This is a genomic window from Bifidobacterium sp. UBA6881, assembly GCA_002451435.1.
Taxonomy (GTDB): domain Bacteria; phylum Actinomycetota; class Actinomycetes; order Actinomycetales; family Bifidobacteriaceae; genus Bifidobacterium.
The window spans coordinates 1-18,235 of sequence record DKCF01000077.1 but is presented as its reverse complement, the minus strand read 5'-3'; the positions used below and the strand labels follow the sequence as shown (position 1 = coordinate 18,235).

The following is an 18,235-nucleotide window of genomic DNA, read 5'->3' as shown; positions in this document are numbered from 1 at the left end:
ATCAGTCAGCCTCCTCAACGGTGACCAGGTGACGCAGGACCTGCAGCTGGCCACGAAGGGCCGGGGTGTCCTCGCGAGTCACGGTCTTGCCGATCTTGTTCAGGCCCAGAGTCTGAGCCGCAGCACGCTGCTTCGGAGTGGAGTTCACCAGACCGTGGTGCAGCTTGATGTTCAGGTTAGTCATCACTCACCGTCCTTCTCGGCAGCCTTGGCCTGTGCTTCTTCACGGGCCTTGCGGGCTTCGGCGATGCCCGCGGCGCGAGCACGCAGCAGCTCGTCCGGAGCCACCTCTTCGAGGGACAGACCGCGACGGGCCGCGATCTCTTCCGGCTCCTCAAGCTTCTTGAGGGCGTCGACGGTAGCGCGCACCACGTTGACGGCGGTGGCGGAGCCCATCGACTTGGTCAGGACGTCGGTGATGCCGGCGCATTCCATGACGGCGCGGACCGCGCCGCCGGCGATAACACCGGTACCCGGGGCAGCCGGGCGAAGCAGCACGGTGCCGGCTGCGTCGTGGCCGATCACCGGGTGGGTGACGGTGCCGCGAACGCGCGGAACGCTGAACATGTGCTTCTTGGCATCCAGCTGGCCCTTGGCGATTGCGGCCGGAACCTCGCGGGACTTGCCGTAACCGACGCCCACGGTGCCCTTGCCGTCGCCGACCACCACGAGGGCGGCGAAGCTGAACGTACGACCACCCTTGTGGGTCTTGGACACGCGGTTGATGGTCACCACGCGGTCGAGCATCTCGTTCTCGTGAGATTCCTCACGGCGGTTGCGACGCTCGCCACGACGACCCTCGCCACGCTGGCCACGACGGGACTTGCGGTCCTCGTTGTTGGACTCAGCGGCAGCCTGAGTGTTCTGAGTTTCTTCAGCCACTTGGGTTTCCTTTTCGTTGTCGCTCACAGTGCCAGACCTCCCTCGCGGGCGCCTTCAGCGACAGCTGCGACGCGGCCATGATACTTGTTGCCGCCACGATCGAACACGACCGCGGTGATGCCTGCGTCCTGAGCCTTCTTGGCAATCAGTTCGCCGACCTTCTTGGCGGCTTCGGTCTTGGTGCCCTCGAAACCAGCGAAATCGCTCATCAGAGTGGATTCGCTCACCAAGGTAACGCCCTTGGTGTCGTCGACGATCTGGGCAACCATGTGACGGTTGGAACGGGTAACCACCAGACGCGGAAGCTCCGGGGTACCGCTGATGCGCTTGCGCAGACGAGCGTGGCGGCGCTTGAGCGCGGCCTTCTTACCCTTACCGAAAATCTGGACGCTCATTACTTACCAGCCTTTCCAGCCTTGCGCAGGATGTGCTCATCCGCGTACTTGATGCCCTTGCCCTTGTACGGTTCCGGAGCACGGAGCTTGCGGATGTTAGCGGCGCACTGGCCGACAGCTTGCTTGTCGATACCCTTGACGATCACCTGGTTCGGGTTCGGCAGTTCGAACTCGATGCCAGCCGGCGGCTCAACGGTGATGGTGTGGGAGTAACCGAGGGAGAACTCGATGCCCTTGCCCTTCATCTGAGCGCGGTAACCGGTGCCGACGATCTCCAGGGTCTTGGAGTAACCGTCGTGCACGCCCTTGACCATGCCGGCCACGATGGAACGGGCCAGACCGTGCTTCGCACGGGTCGGACGCTGATCATCAGCCGGGGTGAAGACGATTTCGTTGCCTTCGACCTGGGCGGTGATGCCTTCCGGAATCTCGTAGGAATCGGTGCCCTTGGCGCCCTTGGCGCTGAAGGACTGTCCGTCAATCTTGACTTCCACGCCAGCAGGAATGGTGACGGGGAGCTTACCAATATGCGATGCCATGTTTCAGCTCTCCTTTCTCACCAAACGAAAGCGACGATCTCGCCGCCGATGCCTCGGTCGAGGCATTCCTTCTGGGTCAGCAGTCCCGAGCTAGTCGAGATGATTGCGATACCAAGGCCACCGAGCGGCATCGGCAGAGCATCGGACTTCGCGTAACGACGCAGGCCCGGCTTGGAGATGCGCTTGATTCCCTGGATGGAACGTTCGCCGTTCGGACCGTACTTGAGGGTGACCTCAAGAGTCTGGCCGACCTTGGCTTCCTTGGCGGTGAAGTCCTTGATGTAGCCTTCACGCTTCAGAATCTCGGCGATGTTCTTCTTGAACTTGGAGTACGGCATATCCACGGTCTCGTGCTTTGCCGCGCTCGCATTACGCAGACGCGTAAGCATGTCTGCGATCGGATCTGTCATTGTCATTTGGGCTAACGCCCTTTCTCGCCATGGTTTCCGCCGCCCTCACGCCTTAATGGCGATCGGGCCGCGGACCTTCAGCGTCGATATTTACCAACTGGACTTCGTAACGCCGGGCAGTTCGCCGCGGTGGGCCTTCTCGCGAAGGCAGATGCGGCACAGGCCGAACTTGCGGTAGACGGAGTGGGGACGACCGCAGACCTGGCAACGCGTGTAAGCGCGCACCTTGAACTTCGGCTTAGCGGCCGCCTTGTTCTTAAGAGCGGTTTTTGCCATATCAGTTCTCCTTGAAGGGGAAGCCGAGGTGCTTCAGGAGCACGCGAGCTTCCTTGTCGTCCTTGGTGCTGGTCACCACGGTGATGTCCATACCACGCTGGTGATCGATCGAATCCGGATCGATCTCGTGGAACATGGACTGCTCGGTGAGGCCAAAGTTGTAGTTGCCCTGACCATCGAACTGGTTGCCGTTGATGCCGCGGAAATCGCGGATACGCGGCAGAGCCATGGTCAGCAGGCGGTCCAGGAACTCCCACATGCGCTCGCCACGCAGGGTGACGTAGGCGCCGATGGCCTGGCCTTCACGCAGGTGGAACTGCGCGACGGACTTCTTGGCCTTGGTGATCTTCGGCTTCTGGCCGGTAATCAGGGTGAGGTCCTTGACGGCGCCTTCGATGAGCTTGGAGTCGCGAGCAGCGGCACCGACGCCCATGGAGACGACGACCTTCTGGACACGAGCGACCTGCATCGGGTTGGAGTAGTGGAATTCCTTCTCCAGTTCCGGCACGATCTGCTCGTTGTACTTCTGCTTCAAGCGCGGAGTTGCCGGCGCTTCGACAGTGGTATCGGTCATGCCAGCTCCTTTCCGGACTTCTTGGCAACACGGACGCGCACGGTCTTCACCTTGCCGTCGCGAGCCTCTTCCTTTTCGACGATGCGCACGCGGGTCGGCTGCTTGGTCTCCGGATCGATGACCATCACGTTGGAGCGATGGATCGGAGCCTCGACGGACACGATGCCGGCCTGCTGGCCCTGCTGAGTGGCGCGCACGTGCTTCTTGACGATCTGCACGCCCTCAACGATCAGGCGATCGTTCTTCAGCACCTGCTTGACGGTGCCTTCCTTGCCGCGGTCCTTGCCGCGGATGACCTTGACCAGGTCGCCGCTCTTGATCTTGGCTGCCATGTCAGATCACCTCCGGGGCGAGGGACACGATCTTCATGAAGCGCTTGTCGCGCAGTTCACGACCGACCGGTCCGAAAATACGAGTGCCCTTCGGTTCACGGCCGGAGCCGAGAATGACGGCGGCGTTCTCGTCGAACTTGATGTAGGAGCCATCAACACGACGGTGCTCCTTGACAGTGCGGACGACGACGGCCTTGACGACGTCGCCCTTCTTGACCGACCCGCCAGGGATGGCGTCCTTGACGGAGGCGACGATCACGTCACCGATGCCGGCATAGCGTCGCTTCGATCCGCCGAGCACTCGGATGGCGAGGAGTTCCTTCGCACCCGTGTTGTCGGCGACATGAAGCCGCGTTTCCTGCTGAATCATTGATTCTCCTTAGCCGAGCTGGTTCTCCCCAAGCACCCCGCCTGCCTGCGAGAAGCAGGCGGGGTGACTCACGGAGCCTTGCCGAACTTATTTACTTAGCGCGCTCGATAATGGTATCGAGACGCCAACGCTTGGTCTTGCTCAGGGGCCGAGTCTCCATAATACTCACGAGGTCGCCAATGTGGGCGTCGTTGTGTTCATCATGGACCTTGACCGTACGAGTAGAACGAACGACCTTGCCGTACAGCGGGTGGGTCGAACGCTGCTCGAGCTCGACGGAAATCGTCTTGTCCATCTTATCGGACACGACGTAACCGCGACGAACCTTGCGGAAGTTACGCTCTTCAGCCATTACTTCTCCTCAGCTTTCGTTTCGGTCGCCTCGGGGGCCTGGCTGATGCCGAGCTCACGTTCGCGCAGGATGGTGTACATCCTGGCGATATCGTGCTTGACCGCCTTGAGGCGGGCGGTGTTTTCGAGCTGACCGGTCGCGGACTGGAAGCGCAGGTTGAACAGCTCTTCCTTGGACTTCTTGAGGAAGCCCTCAATCTCCTCGTTGGTCTTCTCGTTCAGATTCTTCATGGTGTAGTCTGCAGTTCCGACTGCCATCAGATGTCACCGCCTTCACGAGCAATAACACGGCACTTCATAGGGAGCTTGTCGATTGCGCGGCGCAGAGCCTCGCGAGCGACATCCTCGGACACGCCACCGATCTCGAACATAACGCGACCCGGGTGGACGTTGGCGATCCAGAATTCCGGAGTACCCTTACCGGAACCCATTCGGGTGCCCAGCGGCTTCTTGGTCAGCGGACGATCCGGGAAGATCGTGATCCACACGCGGCCACCACGCTTGATGTAGCGGGTCATGGCGATACGAGCGGCCTCGATCTGACGGTTGGTCACATAAGCCGGCGCCAGGGCCTGAATGCCGTAGTCGCCGAATGCGATCTCGTTGCCGCCCTTGGACATGCCACGGCGGACCGGACGGTGCTGCTTACGATACTTGGTTCTCTTTGGGATAAGCATTTCTCAGCTCACTCCTTCGTTTCCGTTGCGGCAGGAGCCTCAGCGGCGGCCGGAGCCTTCGCCGCGGCGTTCTGCTGAGCACCGTTGCGGTCGCGACGCGGACGACGGTTGCCGCGACGGCCCTGACGGTTGTTGCTCTGCTGTGCCTGCTGCTCTTCGAACTCACGCTCGGTCATGTCGCCCTTGTAGATCCAGACCTTCACGCCGATGCGGCCGTAAGTGGTCCTGGCCTCGAAGAAGCCGTAATCGATGAGGGCGCGCAGGGTCTGCAGCGGAACGCGACCCTCGCGGTAGAACTCGGAACGGCTCATTTCGGCGCCACCAAGACGACCGGAGAGCTTGATACGGATACCCTTGGCGCCTGCGCGCATGGCATCCTGCTGGGCCTTACGCATCGCGCGACGGAAGGTCACGCGGTTGGTCAGCTGCTCAGCGATGCCCTGGGCGACGAGCTGGGCGTCCAGTGCGGCGTTCTTCACTTCGAAGATGTTGAGCTGGACCTGCTTGCCGGTGAGCTTCTCGAGCTTGGCGCGAACGCGCTCTGCTTCGGCGCCACGGCGGCCGATCACGATGCCCGGACGGGCGGTGTGGATGTCCACACGAACGCGGTCGCGGGTGCGCTCGATGACGATACGGGACACGCCCGCACGCTCGAGGTCCTTGCTCATGGCCTTGCGGATCTTGTCGTCTTCGAGGACGAAGTCGCGGTAGCGTTCGCCGGCCTTGTTGGAATCGGAGAACCACTTGGAACGATGGTTCTCAGTGATTCCCAGGCGGTAGCCAAACGGATTGATCTTCTGACCCATCTTTAGCGGTTTCCTTCCTTGTTAGCGACGACGACCGTGATGTGGCTCGTACGCTTGTTGATACGAGCGGCGCGGCCCTGTGCACGAGCGCGGAAACGCTTGAGCGTCACGCCTTCGTCCACATAGGTCTCCTTCACGACCAGGTCGTTCTCGCGGAACGGCTCGCCGGCCTTGTCGGCCTTCACACGAGCATTCGCGATGGCGCTCTCCAGGACCTTGCGCACCGGAAGGGATGCGTCCTGCGGAGCGAACTTCAGAATGGTGATGGCTTCGGTCGCCTTCTTGCCGCGGATGAGGTCGACCATACGGCGAGCCTTGCGCGGCGTCACGCGGACGTGACGAGCGATTGCTTTAGCTTCCATGTGTCCTTACTCTCCTTTAGCGGCGTGCCTTCTTGTCGTCCTTCACATGACCCTTGAAGGTCTTGGTCGGGGCGAACTCACCGAGCTTGTGGCCAACCATGGATTCGGTGACGAACACCGGAACATGCTTGCGGCCATCGTGAACGGCGAAGGTGTGTCCGATGAAATCAGGGGTGATCATCGAACGGCGGGACCACGTCTTGATGACGTTGTGCGTGCCCTTCTCGTTCTGCTCGTCGACTTTCTTCTGCAGGTGGGCGTCGACGAAGGGGCCCTTCTTGATGCTACGAGTCATCTACTCGACACTCCCTTACTTACGGTTCTTACCATTCGGGCGACGACGAACAATCATCTTGTTCGAAGCCTTCTTCGGACGGCGGGTACGAACCTCGCCCTTGCCCCACGGAGAAACCGGCGGCTTGCCACCGCGGGTACGACCGCCGTGCGGGTGATCGACAGGGTTCATGGACTCACCACGGGTGATCGGGCGCTTGCCCAGCCAACGTGCGCGGCCGGCCTTGCCGAGCTGGATGTTGGCGTGATCGGAGTTGCCGACCTCACCGACGGTAGCGCGGCAGCGAGCGTCCACGTTGCGGATTTCGCCGGACGGCATACGCAGCTGAGCGTAAGCACCATCCTTGGCGACGAGCTGCACGGCGGCACCTGCGGAACGCGCGATCTTGGCGCCGCCCAGCGGACGGAGCTCGATGGCGTGCACGACGGTACCGGTCGGGATGTTGCGCAGCGGCAGGTTGTTGCCCGGCTTGATGTCGGCCTGGGCGCCGGTCTCGATGACGTCGCCCTGCTTGATGCCTTCCGGAGCGATGATGTAGCGCTTCTCACCGTCTGCGTAGTGCAGCAGCGCGATGCGGGCGGAACGGTTCGGGTCGTACTCGATGTGAGCGACCTTGGCCGGAACGCCGTCCTTGTCCCAACGCTTGAAGTCGATGAGACGGTACTGGCGCTTGTGACCGCCGCCGCGGTGGCGGGAAGTCATACGGCCGTAAGAGTTACGACCGCCAGTCTTGCTGAGCTTGCGAACCAGCGACTTCTCAGGCGTGGAGCGCGTGAGCTCGGAGAAATCCGAGACGGACGCGTTACGGCGGCCTGCAGTCGTCGGCTTATAAACGCGGATAGCCATAATCTAGTTCTTCCTTTAACTTTTCTCGGCTAGCCTTCAGTTACCGAAGATGTCGATCGTCTGGCCCTCGGCGACGGTCACGATGGCGCGCTTCTGGTTGACGCGCTGGCCGAAACCGTTGCGGGTGCGCTGGCGCTTGCCTGCGCGGTTGAGGGTGTTGACGTTCGTCACCTTGACATTGAAGATCTCTTCGATTGCCTGCTTGATCTGAACCTTGTTCGCGTTCGGGGCCACCACGAAGGTGTACTGACCGCGATCGGACAGAGCGTAGCTCTTTTCAGAAACGACAGGCTTGAGGATGACGTCGTGTGCGGGCTTGTGAATAGCGACCATGAAAATCAGGCCTCCTTTGCAGCCGGCTCAGCCTTCGCGGCGAGGAAAGCGTCGAAGCCTTCCTTGGAGAAGACCACGTACTGAGCGGTGACCACGTCGTACGTGTTGAGCTGATCGGCGAAGATCGGGTGAACGGTCGGGATGTTACGAACGGACAGCCATTCGTTCACATTCTCGCGAGAGAGCACCACGGTGGTGAACTTGTTCTCGGTCACCGGGGTAAGAGCGGCAACAGCGGCCTTGGTGGACGGGGCTTCGGAAACGCCGAAGTCCACGACCGCCACGCGACCGGCGTTGGCGCGATCGGAAAGCACGTACTTCAGAGCAGCGGCCTTCATCTTCTTCGGGGTGCGCTGGGAGTAGTCGCGCGGCTGCGGACCGAACACGGTGCCGCCGTGGTACCACTGCGGTGCGCGGATGGAGCCCTGACGAGCACGACCGGTGCCCTTCTGCTTCCACGGCTTGCGGCCGCCGCCGGAGACCATGCCACGGGTCTTGGTGGCGTGGGTGCCCTGACGGGCTGCGGCGAGCTGAGCCACGACGACCTGGTGGATCAGCGGGATGCGGGACTGGACCTCTTCGGCGGAGAAGCCGAAGATGGAAGCCGGAGCTTCGACGGTACCAGTGGCCTTGCCCTGGTTATCGGTGACGTTCAGAGTAACGTTTGCCATGATTTATCAGGCTCCCTTCACTGCCGAACGGACGAGAACGATGCTGCCCTTCGGGCCCGGGATGGCGCCCTTGATGGCGAGCACGCCGTTCTCAACATCCGACGAAACGATGGTGAGGTTGAGCGTGGTGTTGGTCACATGACCCATGCGGCCGGCCATACGCTTGCCCTTGAGGATGCGGCTCGGGGTGGCGCATGCGCCAACAGAGCCAGGACGACGCTCGTTCTTGTGAGAGCCGTGGGTACGACGGTAGGACTTGAAGCCCCAACGCTTGATGGTGCCGGCAAAGCCCTTGCCCTTGGTGGTACCGGTCACGTCGACCAGGGTGCCCTCCGGGAACAGCTCTGCGGTCAGCTCCTGACCCGGCTCGAACTCTTCGGCGTTATCAGTGCGAACTTCGGCGAGGTGACGACGCGGAGTGACGCCGGCCTTGGCGAAGTGGCCGGCGAGCGGCTTGGTCACCTTGGTCGGATCAATCTGGCCGTAGCCAAGCTGGACGGCCTTGTAACCGTCGGATTCCTCGGACTTGACGGCGGTCACCACGTTGGTGGAGACGTCAACGAGGGTCACGGGAACGAAGAAACCGTTCTCGTCCCAGACCTGAGACATGCCGAGCTTCTTACCCAGCAGTGCAGTGCGATTAGACATAATGGTTCCCTCCTCCCTTACAGCTTGATCTCGATGTTCACATCTGCGGGCAGATCAATGTGCATGAGGGAGTCCACGGCCTTCGGGGTCGGGTCCACAATGTCGATGAGACGCTTATGAGTGCGCATCTCGAAATGCTCGCGAGAATCCTTGTACTTGTGAGGAGAACGGATAACGACGAACACGTTCTTCTCGGTCGGGAGCGGAACCGGGCCAACCACAGTTGCGCCCGCGTTCGTCACCGTTTCGACGATCTTCTTCGCCGATTGGTCGATGACCTCATGGTCATAGGACTTAAGCCTGATGCGGATTTTCTGTCCCGCCATTGCCTTCCGCCCTTTCTAGCGATTCGTTAGTTACTGTTTACCAGCCTGCTTCTCAAAGGGCACCGGCGCAGAAGACCCCCGGAGTCTTGACGACCCCGTGGCCATACCACATCAGTGCGCAGCCATGCAGTCTCTCACTTGCGTGATCCACTGTGCCGCGCTCGCTTTTTTAATTCCAATTTGCGAGCCCTAAAATCAGGCAACTTCTTTATTTAAGCATCAGGGGTAGCCTTAGGGATTTCGGGCGTGTCGCTGCTGTGATTCGCCATTCCGACGCGCGAACGACCCACCGCACGCCGCCGATTCAGATTGCCGCGACAACGATCAGCACGAAGGTCAGCATGCTTGCGGCGAATTCGACAAGTCCCGTGTGCAACGGCCTGACCGTATGGCGCATCGAGACGATAGGCACGGCCACCGCGCGGGACAGCAGCGCCGCGCCGAGGGCCACCAATGCCGCATTGCCTTCGAACGCCGCGAGGAGCAACGCGCCCACATGCCACGCCCAAGACGCGGCAAGATACCGTTTGCTCCCCCGCTCGCGAATCATGGTCTTGACGAACAGCACGGATCCGAACTGCACCATGCCGAATGCGCAGCTCAGCAGCAGTCCTTTTCCGCTCATGCCCGGAATATCATCGGCCGCGCCGGCGCAGCCATAATGGAACGTGAGCGCAGCCATCAGGCACGACGCGCACACCGCAGCCGCATTAGCCCACAACGAGCGCTCCTCGCGCCGCCATGCCGCGATGAACGACACCGCGGCCAGCAATGCCATGGCCGGCGCCCAAACCAATATGTCCGGATGCATGAGAACGAACGGCAGTCCGACCACGCACAACACGACGCAATACGCCACCGGTTGCGTCAGCCATCGCCGCGCACCATGCGATTTCATCCATCGGGCCGCGGAGAACTGCACGCAGTAGCACAACAGCCAGCAAACCACCAACCACCAGGATGCGGCCGACCGTCCCTGTTCCCACCACGATGTCACCGCCCCGGCCAGCGCCGGCGACATGGCCATGACCAATGCGCCGGGTTGATGGGGAAACCATCTGCGCGACCATATACGAAGATTCGTTCTCCATGCCTGCGGATTCGAAGTTGATGCCATTTCGTCCACGCTACAGGAACAACGCCGCGATTTCCATCCCTCCATGCCAAAGGCTGATTCCGCGCGATGCGACGGACGGCATGCGCAAGACATGGCGCGACGCATGCCTTTCGCGGATCATTGGGATCGCGACGGCAATGCCGATATGTCAGACCGACGAGCCCAGACGCCCTTCTTCAATTTCAATGGATTCGGCGCCTCATGCCGAAATCCGCGGCCATGGCGTCTCCGCCCCCGCGGACGACAAAGAACCGCACCTGCGATCATCGAATCTGAATGTCTTCAGTCCGACGATCGGGTGCGGTTCAAACAATTCGCGGAATCGTATGCGATTCCATTTCCGGGAACGCGAACATTTCCCTGCATATTTCCTTATATATAAGGAAGGCTCATGCAGGGAACGCCCACGTCCTTAGGGAAAGATCAGACGCGCTCGGAAGCTTCCTCCGTGGCGGCCTCGCCCTGACGCTGCACACGCAGCTTGTGGCCTTCCTCCTGGCTGACGCCGTAGTAGGCCGCGATGGCGATGTCCTTCATGTCCTCGATCTGCGGGATACGCGGGTTCGCCGGCGCGCACTGGTCCTCGTAGGCACGCATGCCGATCTGATCGATGATGGACCAGTAGTAGTCCTCATCGACGCCGCATTCCTTGAAGCTCTTGTTCATGCCGAGCTTGTTGTCGCGGTAGTCCTCGACGGCCTTGGCCAGATTCTCGACGCCCTCGGCCGGGGTCTTGCCCGGGTTGACGCCAAGGTTCTTGGCGATCTCCTGGTAGCGCTCCGGAGCGATGTACTTGTTGTACTTCGGCCAGCTGGTCGGTTCCTCAGGAATGGAGCCGTTGTAACGGATCACATACGGCAGCAGGATGGAGTTGGTGCGGCCGTGGGCCACGTGGCACAGCGCGCCGATGGTGTGGGCCATGCCGTGGCACATGCCGAGGAACGCGGAGCCGAATGCCATGCCGGCCATGGTGGCGGCGTTGTGCATCTTCTCCTGGGCGCGGGTCTTCTCCTCGCCCGGCTCGCCGTTGACGGATTCGGCGAGGTTGTCCCAAATCAGCTTGGCCGCGTGCAGCGCCATGCCGTCGGTGAAGTCGTTGGCGTAGACGGACACATAGGCCTCGAAGGCGTGGGTCAGCGCGTCGAAACCGGCGTCGGAGGCCAGCTTGCGCGGCTGGGTGCGGGCGAGCACCGGATCGACGATGGCGACGGACGGGGTCAGCGCGTAATCGGTGATCGGGTACTTGTAGCCGGTCTTGTGGTCGGTGATCACCGCGAACGGCGTGACCTCGGAACCGGTGCCGGAAGAGGTCGGAATGCACACGAGCTTGGCCTTCTTGCCCAGCGGCGGAATCTTGAACGCGCGCTTGCGGATGTCGAAGAACTTCTCGCGCACATCGGAGAAGGAGATCTCCGGGTGCTCGTACAGCAGCCACATGATCTTGGACGCGTCCATCGGGGAGCCACCGCCGACGGCGATGATGGTGTCCGGCTCGAACTCGTCGCGCATCATGGCGGCGCCGCGCTCGACGGTCTCGACGCTCGGCTCCGGCTCGACGTAGTCGATGATGCGGAAGGTCACGCGGTTGGAACGCGCGCGCAGCTGGTCGATGATCTTGTCGACCACGCCGAGCTGCTCCATGACCTTGTCGCACACGATGACGGCCCTTTCGATGCCGTACATGTCGCGCAGGTACTTGATGGCGTTCGGCTCGAAGTAGGTCTTGGCCGGAATCTTGAACCACTGCATGTTGTTGTTCCTCCGAGCGATGCGCTTGATGTTGAGAAGATTGACCGCCTGGACGTTGCCGGACACGGAGTTGCCGCCGTAGGAACCGCAGCCCAGCGTCAGGGACGGGGCGATGGCGTTGTAGATGTCGCCCACGCCGCCGAGGGAGCTCGGGGAGTTCCAGATGATGCGGCATGCGTGCATGCGCTGGCCGTATTCGCGCACCAGGGCCTGGTCGTTGGTGTGGATGGCCGCGGTGTGGCCGGCGCCGTGCTTGAGCATGGCCTCGCACATCTCGAAGCCCTGCTCCTTGTTGTCGGACTTCAGCACGGCCTGCACCGGAGCGAGCTTCTCCATGGTCAGCGGCTCGTTCTCGCCGACCTCCTTGCACTCGGCGGCGAGGATGGTGGCGTCCGCGGGGATCTCAAAGCCCGCGGCCTTGGCGATGTACTGCGGGGACTTGCCCGGCACCACGGAGTTGAGCTTCGGGGTCTGGCCGGAGTAAGCGGTGCAGCCGAACATGTACTGCTCCAACTTGGCCTTCTCTTCGTCGTTCACGAAGTACGCCTTGCGACGCTTGAGCTCCTTGACCAGCGGGGCGTAGATCGCCTTGTCGGCGATGATGGCCTGCTCGGTGGCGCAGATCATGCCGTAGTCGAAGTGCTTGGACAGGATCAGGTCGTTGGCCGCACGCACGACATCGACGTTCTTGTCGACGTATGCCGGGGCGTTGCCGGCGCCGACGCCGAGGGCCGGCTTGCCGGAGGAATACGCGGCCTTGACCATGCCCGGACCGCCGGTGGCGAGGATGGTGGCGACGCCGTCGTGCTTCATCAGCGCGCCGGTGGCCTCGATGGACGGGTGTTCGATCCACTGGATGCAGTTCTCCGGGGCGCCGGCCTCGATGGCCGCGTCACGCACGATCTTGGCGGCCGCGACGGAACAGTTCTGCGCGCCCGGGTGGAAGCCGAAGATGATCGGGCAACGGGTCTTCAGGGCGATCAGCGACTTGAAGATGGCCGTGGAGGTCGGGTTGGTGACCGGGGTCACGCCGGCGACGACGCCGACCGGTTCGGCGATCTCGTCGATGCCCAGAACGTCGTCCTCGCGGATGATGCCGACGGTCTTCTGGCCGGCCAGATAATTCGTGACGTGCTCGCAGGCGAAGATGTTCTTGGTGGCCTTGTCTTCGACCAGACCACGGCCGGTCTCCTCGACAGCCATCTTGGCGAGCACCAGATGCTTGTTCAGGGCCGCGACGGAAGCCTTGGCCACGATGTGGTCGACCTGCTTCTGATCGAGCTTCTCGAATTCGTCAAGAGCCTTCAGTCCGTTCTGGACCAGCGCATCGACCTCCGCCTCGGCCGCGGCGAGCTTTTCCTCCGGAGTCGGCTTGGTCGGCTCTTCCTTCTTCTTTGCGTCTGCCACTTGAAGTCCTCCTCGATTCTTTGGGGTTTGCAAAGCGGTTCTTCAGTTATTCCATCCATCGATCCGGATGGACGATGTGTCAGTCTTTGTGACCTAGGACACACTTTAGTGAATACGCAACACCGATTTCCAATCTCCCGTGTCGCGATTGAAGTGTTATATTCTGTTCTTTTTTTGTTCGATATGTATTTTTTTATGGTACTAAACACGGTTTAAATCGACCATTTGAGCGATTTTGTTGTTTTTCCTCAACAAAAACACACACTTTCCTTATTCTCGATTCAAAAGTTTTATAAAACTATTTTCTAGAAGTTATTGCATATATCGTTCTTTTACAAAGCACTTTTTCATATCTTTGCAAGAAACCGATGAAAGCGTCGTGGCGAAACGGGGCCACGGCGACATCACGGCGCATTGACGAAACCACCACAGCCAAGTATTGAAAAACGCTTTTATGAAGTACTCTTAGAAAAGAGAATCCGAGGAAGGACGCCACCAGTGAGACCGCAAACGCCGATATCAGTCAAAGAGGCCAACCGCAAAGCCATGACGGCATTCATCTACGGCCATGGCTCGGCCACCAAGCAGATGTTCGAACACGAATTGGGGCTGAGCCTGCCCACCATCACACAGAATCTGCGGACATTGGAAGCAGACGGACTCATCCGGAAAGGCCGGATGCAGGAATCCACCGGCGGGCGCAAGGCGCAGATCTATGAGTTCGCGGCGCAGTCCCATGTGGCCATCGGCGTGCGCATGCGCTCGACGCAGGTCGTCGCGGTCGCCGTCGATATGAACGGCACCCCCATCGCGACGCGTCAGCGCACACTCCCCTATCGCAACAATGAAGCTTATTACCAGCACGTCAACGGCATCATCAACGAATTCGCCAAAGAGCTTTCCAGACAAGGCAGCGTCGTACTCGGCGTGGCGTTCTGCGTGCAGGGCATCGTCTCGGCGGACGGCCAATCGATCACGTTCGGCAAGATCATGGGCAACACGGGACTCACCTTGGGACAGATCAGCCACGGGCTCGAATACCCGGCGCTGATGATCCACGATTCCGACGCGTCGGCCATGGCCGAGCTGTGGTTCGACCATCACCTGACGGACGCCGTCTGCGTGTACCTCGAGCGCCGTCCCGGCGGCGCGGTCATCGTCAACGGCAAGCTGTACCAAGGTCCGAACCAGTGCAACGGCGCGATCGAGCATATGACACTGATACCGGACGGACGCCAATGCTATTGCGGACAGCATGGCTGCATGGATACCTATTGCTCCCCCGAGACCCTGATGGAGGATGGGGAAAGCCTGCCCGGATTCTTCTCGGTGCTCGAGCAGGGCGAACGGGGGCATCGCGAGCGTTTCGGCCAATGGCTGGATTATGTGGCCCTTGCGGTGGCGAACATCCGCTCGGTGCTGGCCGGCGATGTGATCATCAGCGGGGAGGCCGCGCAATACCTTGATGACGACGACATCGCGAGTCTGCGGCAGCGCGTCATCGAGCGCAGTCCATTCGGCGCGGCGGATTTCACCCTGCGCAAGGGCATGGCGCTTGAGCATCAGGACGCCATCGGCGCGGCGTTGCGGTTCATCGAACCGTATGTGCATGGCATCTGCGCATGACAACACCTATGGAACGTACGGGGACGGCACCCATGAAATCGCATCGGCAATACGCGGATGCCGCGACTTCGATGCATACCGTCATGGAATTCAACGCATAAGCCGCTCTGCGCCGCTATGCAAAACGGTGGTCGTCCGCATCGCACAATCGGTGCGCGACGCGGACGACCACCGTCGGCGTGATGTCAAATCGACTCAGACGATCTGGCAGAATTCGATGGTCTCCCGATTGGGGCCATACACGTTGAAGTAGCGGATGCCATGATCCCAGAAACTGTCGATGCGCTGGATCTCCGTGTCCTTGAAATCCAGTCCAAGCTCCTTGGCGTTCTCGAATGCCGCTTCGATGTCGGGAGTGTCGAACGCCCAATGGTTGATCGCGCCGGTGGTCAGCGGCGCGGGATCACCCTCCCAGGTCTCGATGGTCAGATGGCCGTAGCGCAGGAACGCGCAGCGGTTCCCACCGTTATGGAAGATGCCCGCCACCTCGAAGCCGAGCTTCTCGGTGTAGAACTCGATGGTCTCGTCCAGATCCCTGGCGATCATGCCGGAATGCTGGAAATCGGTGGTGAATGCGGTCATGGGTTTGCTCATGTCAATGCTCCTTTGCATGCGAATGGGTTGAGAGGTTGTCCATATGTTTTTCAGATGACGTTGCGAGCAGCGGAGAATGGCGTCATCGCACCGTTTCCGCCGATTTCACGGCGATCGTCACCTTTGGTTCGGCTTGGCGCGCGGCATAGGACGCCGTACCGTCCTTTTCCGTCGAAGCGATTCGATGACCATGGCTGTCGAATCCGGGCTGCTTCGGCCGGATGAACAATGTGAGCACGAACGCCAGCACGTACAGCGCGGCGTAGGTCCAACACACGCCTTCATAACCGATGGTCGGCAGCAGTATCGTCGCGATGCCGGGGCCAGCGAAAGTCGTCAGTCCGGCCGCGAGATTGTAGGCCGACAACGCCGCGCCCTGCTTGCCTTCACCGGCATACAACGTCATGATGGTCGGCAACGACGAGAAGGCGCAGGTGCCGATGCCCACGATGATCGCGGCGATGATCATCATCAGCGTGTTCGCGCCGAACCAACGCGGAATGTAGTAGAAGGCGACCGATCCGACGGCGAGTACCGCGCATCCGAACCAGCGCATCGGCCACACCCAGCCGAAACGGTCCATGAACCAACCCCAGAAGGTGTTGAAGATCAGCGTGACCACGAACACGAAGCCCCAGATGCGCATCCATTCCTCGGTTTTGAAGATGTTGATGCCGCCATTGCTCGACGTGCATAGGTACAGCGGCATGATGACCGGAAACCCGTACAGCAGCAGATTGTTGATGATGCGGATGATGGCGCAGATGAGGATCTTGCGGTTGGTGACCAGGATGGTGGCGCCTTCGCCCAGCTCCCTCAGCTGCTCCTTGCGGTTCAGCCCCTCGCCTTTGACGACTTTGTTCTTCGGCACGAAGAAGAAGCACATGACGGTGCCGACGACGGAGAACGGCAATGCGAACCAGAAGGTCCTGTATTCGCCGACGACCGGCATGATGAAACTCGGCAGATACGCGCCGAACACGCCGATTCCCAAAGAGAAGCAGGTCCAGAAGAAGCCCGTCGCGGAAGCCAGACGCGACGGCGAGATGTACTGCGCCATCAATACGACGAAACTGTAGATGAACAGCGGATACCCGATGCCGCGAACGGCATACAGTCCCAGAATCAACGGGTAGATATGACTCGGAATCGCCACGCCGAGGAACAGCAGATGGATGCCGATCCACCAGCACGCGCCGAACATCATGACCTTGCGCGCGCCGAACATCTCCGCAAGCACGCCGGCCGACCATCCGCCGAACGCCGCGAACAGACCGTACACGGTGACCAGCAGTGACGCCTGGGACGACGTGAAACCCTGATCGACCATGAATTTGGAGAGGAAGGTGAGCTCGAAGCCGTCGCCGGTCATGAAGATGGCGACGGCAAGGAACCCCAGCATCAGCGTTCTTGGAACGCCCAGACGCTCAATCAGGCGGATCATGTCAGGCACCGACCTTGACCACGGCCTTGGACACGCCAGAGATCTTGCCGTCGAGGAAGTCCTGGACCTGCTCCAGCTTGAGTTCATGGCTGATGAGCCCTCCGATGTTCATCTTGCCGGAGGACACCAGAGAGATGGCGTCGCGGAAGGTCAGCGGATTGATGAAGGAGCCTTGGATGGTGAGCTGCTTCTTGTAGATGTCGTAGGTGTTCATCTCGAAGTGCGCTTCCTGAGGTCCGACGCCGAACATCAGCACCTGTGCGCCCTTCTTGGCCGCCGCGACCGCCTGCGCCTGGGTCGTGGGCAGCCCGACCGCCTCGACGATGACGTCATAGGAGTCCACGGGAATCTGCTCGCGGGTGGTGTTGTACGTTTCGGCCACGCCGAACAACTCCTTGTTGCGGTTCAGCTTCTCGTCGAAGATGCCGGCGAGATCGACCTGATGCACGCCATAGGCCTGCAGCAGCTGGGCGAAGATCTGGCCCATGAAGCCGTCTCCGATGACCAGGGCCTTCTGGTACGGACGCAGTTTGAGCAGATCCAGGCCGTGCACCGCGCAGGACACCGGTTCGATGGCCGCCGCATCGCGCAGGGAAACGTTGTCGGGCAGCTTGTAGACCACGCTTGCCGGTGCCGTGAACTGTTCGGCAAGTCCACCGTCACGGGTCACGCCGACCGCGCTCAGATGGTCGCACAGTTCGGGGCGCTGGGTCAGGCAGTACTCGCACTGGCCGCAATAGATGTTGGGATCGACGGCGACGCGGTCGCCCGGCCTGACGTTGGTGACCTGCGCGCCGACCGCGGCGACGATGCCGGAGTTCTCATGGCCGAGCACGATCGGCGGCACCGCGGACGCGGAGCCGGGACGGCCCGCATACAGATCGTGGTCCGTGCCGCAGACGCCCGCGTACGCGGTGTCGATCAGCACCTCGTCATCCGCGATTTGCGGGGTCGGCAGTTCCTGGATCGCGAATTCCTTGACTCCGGTCAATACCAATGCCTTCATGATGATTTCCTTTCCGCTGTGAAAGATCTTCGGCAGCTCGTTCTGCCCGACAATCGTCAACGATACACTTTTTTAAAATGTTTTGCAAATCGATTTTTATAAAGTGGTTTACAAAGCGTGTCGTCAAGAAACCACCAAAGGAAGAAAACCATTCGACCACAGCGCAACCACCCATTCGTCAAAGGTTTGACACACAACG

General features: G+C 60.8%; 26 protein-coding genes. 1 reads left to right on the top strand and 25 read right to left on the bottom strand.

Going from position 1 to position 18,235, the window contains the following annotated elements:
• Position 1: 1 nt before the first annotated feature.
• The 22 genes from rpmD to adhE all read right to left on the bottom strand — a co-directional run bounded on the left by rpmD (position 2) and on the right by adhE (position 13,366).
• Positions 2–187: a 50S ribosomal protein L30 gene (gene rpmD / locus B3C64_RS06115; protein WP_291534460.1), complete on the bottom strand. Its 186-nt coding sequence runs from the start codon at positions 185–187 to the stop codon at positions 2–4.
• Entirely contained in the window at positions 184–909 is a 726-nt protein-coding gene (rpsE, locus tag B3C64_RS06110) for a 30S ribosomal protein S5 (RefSeq protein ID WP_291534459.1), read from the bottom strand. The genes rpmD and rpsE overlap by 4 nt, the downstream gene beginning before the upstream one ends.
• Positions 906–1,277, bottom strand: coding sequence for a 50S ribosomal protein L18 (gene rplR / locus B3C64_RS06105; RefSeq protein WP_291534458.1), 372 nt, complete (start codon positions 1,275–1,277; stop codon positions 906–908). Before rplR ends, rpsE begins: the two co-directional genes overlap by 4 nt.
• Positions 1,277–1,816, bottom strand: coding sequence for a 50S ribosomal protein L6 (gene rplF / locus B3C64_RS06100; RefSeq protein WP_291534456.1), 540 nt, complete (start codon positions 1,814–1,816; stop codon positions 1,277–1,279). The genes rplR and rplF overlap by 1 nt, the downstream gene beginning before the upstream one ends.
• Positions 1,817–1,833: 17 nt before the next feature.
• Positions 1,834–2,232 (bottom strand): 30S ribosomal protein S8, encoded by a 399-nt coding sequence (gene rpsH / locus B3C64_RS06095; RefSeq protein WP_291534454.1) that lies wholly within the window; start codon positions 2,230–2,232, stop codon positions 1,834–1,836.
• Positions 2,233–2,316: 84 nt separating this feature from the next.
• Positions 2,317–2,502 carry a type Z 30S ribosomal protein S14 gene (locus B3C64_RS06090; protein ID WP_003808046.1) on the bottom strand — a complete coding sequence of 62 codons (186 nt, stop codon included), beginning with the start codon at positions 2,500–2,502 and terminating at the stop codon, positions 2,317–2,319.
• A 1-nt stretch (position 2,503) separates the two neighbouring features.
• The gene (gene rplE, locus B3C64_RS06085) at positions 2,504–3,076 is read right to left on the bottom strand and encodes a 50S ribosomal protein L5 (RefSeq protein WP_003835992.1); all 573 of its coding nucleotides are present in this window, start codon (positions 3,074–3,076) and stop codon (positions 2,504–2,506) included.
• Positions 3,073–3,408 (bottom strand): 50S ribosomal protein L24, encoded by a 336-nt coding sequence (gene rplX / locus B3C64_RS06080; protein ID WP_291534450.1) that lies wholly within the window; start codon positions 3,406–3,408, stop codon positions 3,073–3,075. The genes rplE and rplX overlap by 4 nt, the downstream gene beginning before the upstream one ends.
• 1 nt (position 3,409) lies before the next feature.
• Positions 3,410–3,778, bottom strand: coding sequence for a 50S ribosomal protein L14 (gene rplN, locus B3C64_RS06075; RefSeq protein WP_003808038.1), 369 nt, complete (start codon positions 3,776–3,778; stop codon positions 3,410–3,412).
• Between the two features lie 91 nt (positions 3,779–3,869).
• Positions 3,870–4,130: a 30S ribosomal protein S17 gene (rpsQ, locus tag B3C64_RS06070; protein ID WP_291534448.1), complete on the bottom strand. Its 261-nt coding sequence runs from the start codon at positions 4,128–4,130 to the stop codon at positions 3,870–3,872.
• Positions 4,130–4,387 carry a 50S ribosomal protein L29 gene (gene rpmC / locus B3C64_RS06065; protein ID WP_003808034.1) on the bottom strand — a complete coding sequence of 86 codons (258 nt, stop codon included), beginning with the start codon at positions 4,385–4,387 and terminating at the stop codon, positions 4,130–4,132. The genes rpsQ and rpmC overlap by 1 nt, the downstream gene beginning before the upstream one ends.
• A complete protein-coding gene (rplP, locus tag B3C64_RS06060; protein WP_291534446.1) occupies positions 4,387–4,806 on the bottom strand; it encodes a 50S ribosomal protein L16 in 420 nt (139 codons plus the stop codon). Before rplP ends, rpmC begins: the two co-directional genes overlap by 1 nt.
• A gap of 8 nt (positions 4,807–4,814) precedes the next feature.
• Positions 4,815–5,612 carry a 30S ribosomal protein S3 gene (gene rpsC, locus B3C64_RS06055; RefSeq protein WP_291534445.1) on the bottom strand — a complete coding sequence of 266 codons (798 nt, stop codon included), beginning with the start codon at positions 5,610–5,612 and terminating at the stop codon, positions 4,815–4,817.
• 2 nt (positions 5,613–5,614) lie between these two features.
• The gene (gene rplV / locus B3C64_RS06050) at positions 5,615–5,974 is read right to left on the bottom strand and encodes a 50S ribosomal protein L22 (RefSeq protein ID WP_003808026.1); all 360 of its coding nucleotides are present in this window, start codon (positions 5,972–5,974) and stop codon (positions 5,615–5,617) included.
• 16 nt (positions 5,975–5,990) lie between these two features.
• Positions 5,991–6,269 (bottom strand): 30S ribosomal protein S19, encoded by a 279-nt coding sequence (rpsS, locus tag B3C64_RS06045; RefSeq protein WP_003808025.1) that lies wholly within the window; start codon positions 6,267–6,269, stop codon positions 5,991–5,993.
• Between the two features lie 15 nt (positions 6,270–6,284).
• A complete protein-coding gene (rplB, locus tag B3C64_RS06040) occupies positions 6,285–7,115 on the bottom strand; it encodes a 50S ribosomal protein L2 (protein ID WP_291534443.1) in 831 nt (276 codons plus the stop codon).
• Between the two features lie 36 nt (positions 7,116–7,151).
• Complete coding sequence (rplW, locus tag B3C64_RS06035) at positions 7,152–7,448, bottom strand: 50S ribosomal protein L23 (RefSeq protein WP_291534441.1); 297 nt, start codon at positions 7,446–7,448, stop codon at positions 7,152–7,154.
• 5 nt (positions 7,449–7,453) lie between these two features.
• Positions 7,454–8,119 (bottom strand): 50S ribosomal protein L4, encoded by a 666-nt coding sequence (gene rplD, locus B3C64_RS06030; RefSeq protein WP_291534438.1) that lies wholly within the window; start codon positions 8,117–8,119, stop codon positions 7,454–7,456.
• A gap of 6 nt (positions 8,120–8,125) precedes the next feature.
• Positions 8,126–8,767, bottom strand: a complete 642-nt coding sequence (rplC, locus tag B3C64_RS06025; protein ID WP_291534436.1) for a 50S ribosomal protein L3 — start codon at positions 8,765–8,767, stop codon at positions 8,126–8,128.
• Positions 8,768–8,784: 17 nt separating this feature from the next.
• A complete protein-coding gene (gene rpsJ, locus B3C64_RS06020; RefSeq protein WP_003808013.1) occupies positions 8,785–9,093 on the bottom strand; it encodes a 30S ribosomal protein S10 in 309 nt (102 codons plus the stop codon).
• A 304-nt stretch (positions 9,094–9,397) separates the two neighbouring features.
• Positions 9,398–10,210: a YwiC-like family protein gene (locus B3C64_RS06015; protein WP_291534426.1), complete on the bottom strand. Its 813-nt coding sequence runs from the start codon at positions 10,208–10,210 to the stop codon at positions 9,398–9,400.
• Between the two features lie 423 nt (positions 10,211–10,633).
• Positions 10,634–13,366: a bifunctional acetaldehyde-CoA/alcohol dehydrogenase gene (gene adhE, locus B3C64_RS06010; protein ID WP_291534424.1), complete on the bottom strand. Its 2,733-nt coding sequence runs from the start codon at positions 13,364–13,366 to the stop codon at positions 10,634–10,636.
• A gap of 546 nt (positions 13,367–13,912) precedes the next feature.
• Between adhE and B3C64_RS06005 the strand changes: the two genes are divergently transcribed.
• A complete protein-coding gene (locus B3C64_RS06005; protein WP_291534488.1) occupies positions 13,913–14,992 on the top strand; it encodes an ROK family transcriptional regulator in 1,080 nt (359 codons plus the stop codon).
• 195 nt (positions 14,993–15,187) lie between these two features.
• Here the strand turns inward: B3C64_RS06005 and B3C64_RS06000 are convergent, their stop codons facing one another.
• The 3 genes from B3C64_RS06000 to B3C64_RS05990 form a co-directional block, all read right to left on the bottom strand.
• On the bottom strand, positions 15,188–15,586 hold the full coding sequence (locus tag B3C64_RS06000; RefSeq protein ID WP_291534422.1) for a VOC family protein: 399 nt from the start codon (positions 15,584–15,586) through the stop codon (positions 15,188–15,190).
• Positions 15,587–15,668: 82 nt separating this feature from the next.
• Complete coding sequence (locus B3C64_RS05995) at positions 15,669–17,030, bottom strand: MFS transporter (RefSeq protein WP_291534420.1); 1,362 nt, start codon at positions 17,028–17,030, stop codon at positions 15,669–15,671.
• Between the two features lies 1 nt (position 17,031).
• Positions 17,032–18,036: a zinc-dependent alcohol dehydrogenase family protein gene (locus tag B3C64_RS05990; protein ID WP_291534418.1), complete on the bottom strand. Its 1,005-nt coding sequence runs from the start codon at positions 18,034–18,036 to the stop codon at positions 17,032–17,034.
• Between the last annotated feature and the right edge of the window lie 199 nt (positions 18,037–18,235).

Excerpts from the sequence above, each read along its gene's own strand:
- rplR (WP_291534458.1), bottom strand. The coding sequence starts at position 1,277 with ATGAGCGTCCAGATTTTCGGTAAGGGTAAGAAGGCCGCGCTCAAGCGC.
- rplF (WP_291534456.1), bottom strand. The coding sequence starts at position 1,816 with ATGGCATCGCATATTGGTAAGCTCCCCGTCACCATTCCTGCTGGCGTG.
- rpsH (WP_291534454.1), bottom strand. The coding sequence starts at position 2,232 with ATGACAATGACAGATCCGATCGCAGACATGCTTACGCGTCTGCGTAAT.
- B3C64_RS06090 (WP_003808046.1), bottom strand. The coding sequence starts at position 2,502 with ATGGCAAAAACCGCTCTTAAGAACAAGGCGGCCGCTAAGCCGAAGTTC.
- rplE (WP_003835992.1), bottom strand. The coding sequence starts at position 3,076 with ATGACCGATACCACTGTCGAAGCGCCGGCAACTCCGCGCTTGAAGCAG.
- rplX (WP_291534450.1), bottom strand. The coding sequence starts at position 3,408 with ATGGCAGCCAAGATCAAGAGCGGCGACCTGGTCAAGGTCATCCGCGGC.
- rplN (WP_003808038.1), bottom strand. The coding sequence starts at position 3,778 with ATGATTCAGCAGGAAACGCGGCTTCATGTCGCCGACAACACGGGTGCG.
- rpsQ (WP_291534448.1), bottom strand. The coding sequence starts at position 4,130 with ATGGCTGAAGAGCGTAACTTCCGCAAGGTTCGTCGCGGTTACGTCGTG.
- rpmC (WP_003808034.1), bottom strand. The coding sequence starts at position 4,387 with ATGGCAGTCGGAACTGCAGACTACACCATGAAGAATCTGAACGAGAAG.
- rplP (WP_291534446.1), bottom strand. The coding sequence starts at position 4,806 with ATGCTTATCCCAAAGAGAACCAAGTATCGTAAGCAGCACCGTCCGGTC.
- rpsC (WP_291534445.1), bottom strand. The coding sequence starts at position 5,612 with ATGGGTCAGAAGATCAATCCGTTTGGCTACCGCCTGGGAATCACTGAG.
- rplV (WP_003808026.1), bottom strand. The coding sequence starts at position 5,974 with ATGGAAGCTAAAGCAATCGCTCGTCACGTCCGCGTGACGCCGCGCAAG.
- rpsS (WP_003808025.1), bottom strand. The coding sequence starts at position 6,269 with ATGACTCGTAGCATCAAGAAGGGCCCCTTCGTCGACGCCCACCTGCAG.
- rplB (WP_291534443.1), bottom strand. The coding sequence starts at position 7,115 with ATGGCTATCCGCGTTTATAAGCCGACGACTGCAGGCCGCCGTAACGCG.
- rplW (WP_291534441.1), bottom strand. The coding sequence starts at position 7,448 with ATGGTCGCTATTCACAAGCCCGCACACGACGTCATCCTCAAGCCTGTC.
- rplD (WP_291534438.1), bottom strand. The coding sequence starts at position 8,119 with ATGGCAAACGTTACTCTGAACGTCACCGATAACCAGGGCAAGGCCACT.
- rplC (WP_291534436.1), bottom strand. The coding sequence starts at position 8,767 with ATGTCTAATCGCACTGCACTGCTGGGTAAGAAGCTCGGCATGTCTCAG.
- rpsJ (WP_003808013.1), bottom strand. The coding sequence starts at position 9,093 with ATGGCGGGACAGAAAATCCGCATCAGGCTTAAGTCCTATGACCATGAG.
- B3C64_RS06015 (WP_291534426.1), bottom strand. The coding sequence starts at position 10,210 with ATGGCATCAACTTCGAATCCGCAGGCATGGAGAACGAATCTTCGTATA.
- B3C64_RS06005 (WP_291534488.1), top strand. The coding sequence starts at position 13,913 with ATGACGGCATTCATCTACGGCCATGGCTCGGCCACCAAGCAGATGTTC.
- B3C64_RS06000 (WP_291534422.1), bottom strand. The coding sequence starts at position 15,586 with ATGAGCAAACCCATGACCGCATTCACCACCGATTTCCAGCATTCCGGC.
- B3C64_RS05995 (WP_291534420.1), bottom strand. The coding sequence starts at position 17,030 with ATGATCCGCCTGATTGAGCGTCTGGGCGTTCCAAGAACGCTGATGCTG.
- B3C64_RS05990 (WP_291534418.1), bottom strand. The coding sequence starts at position 18,036 with ATGAAGGCATTGGTATTGACCGGAGTCAAGGAATTCGCGATCCAGGAA.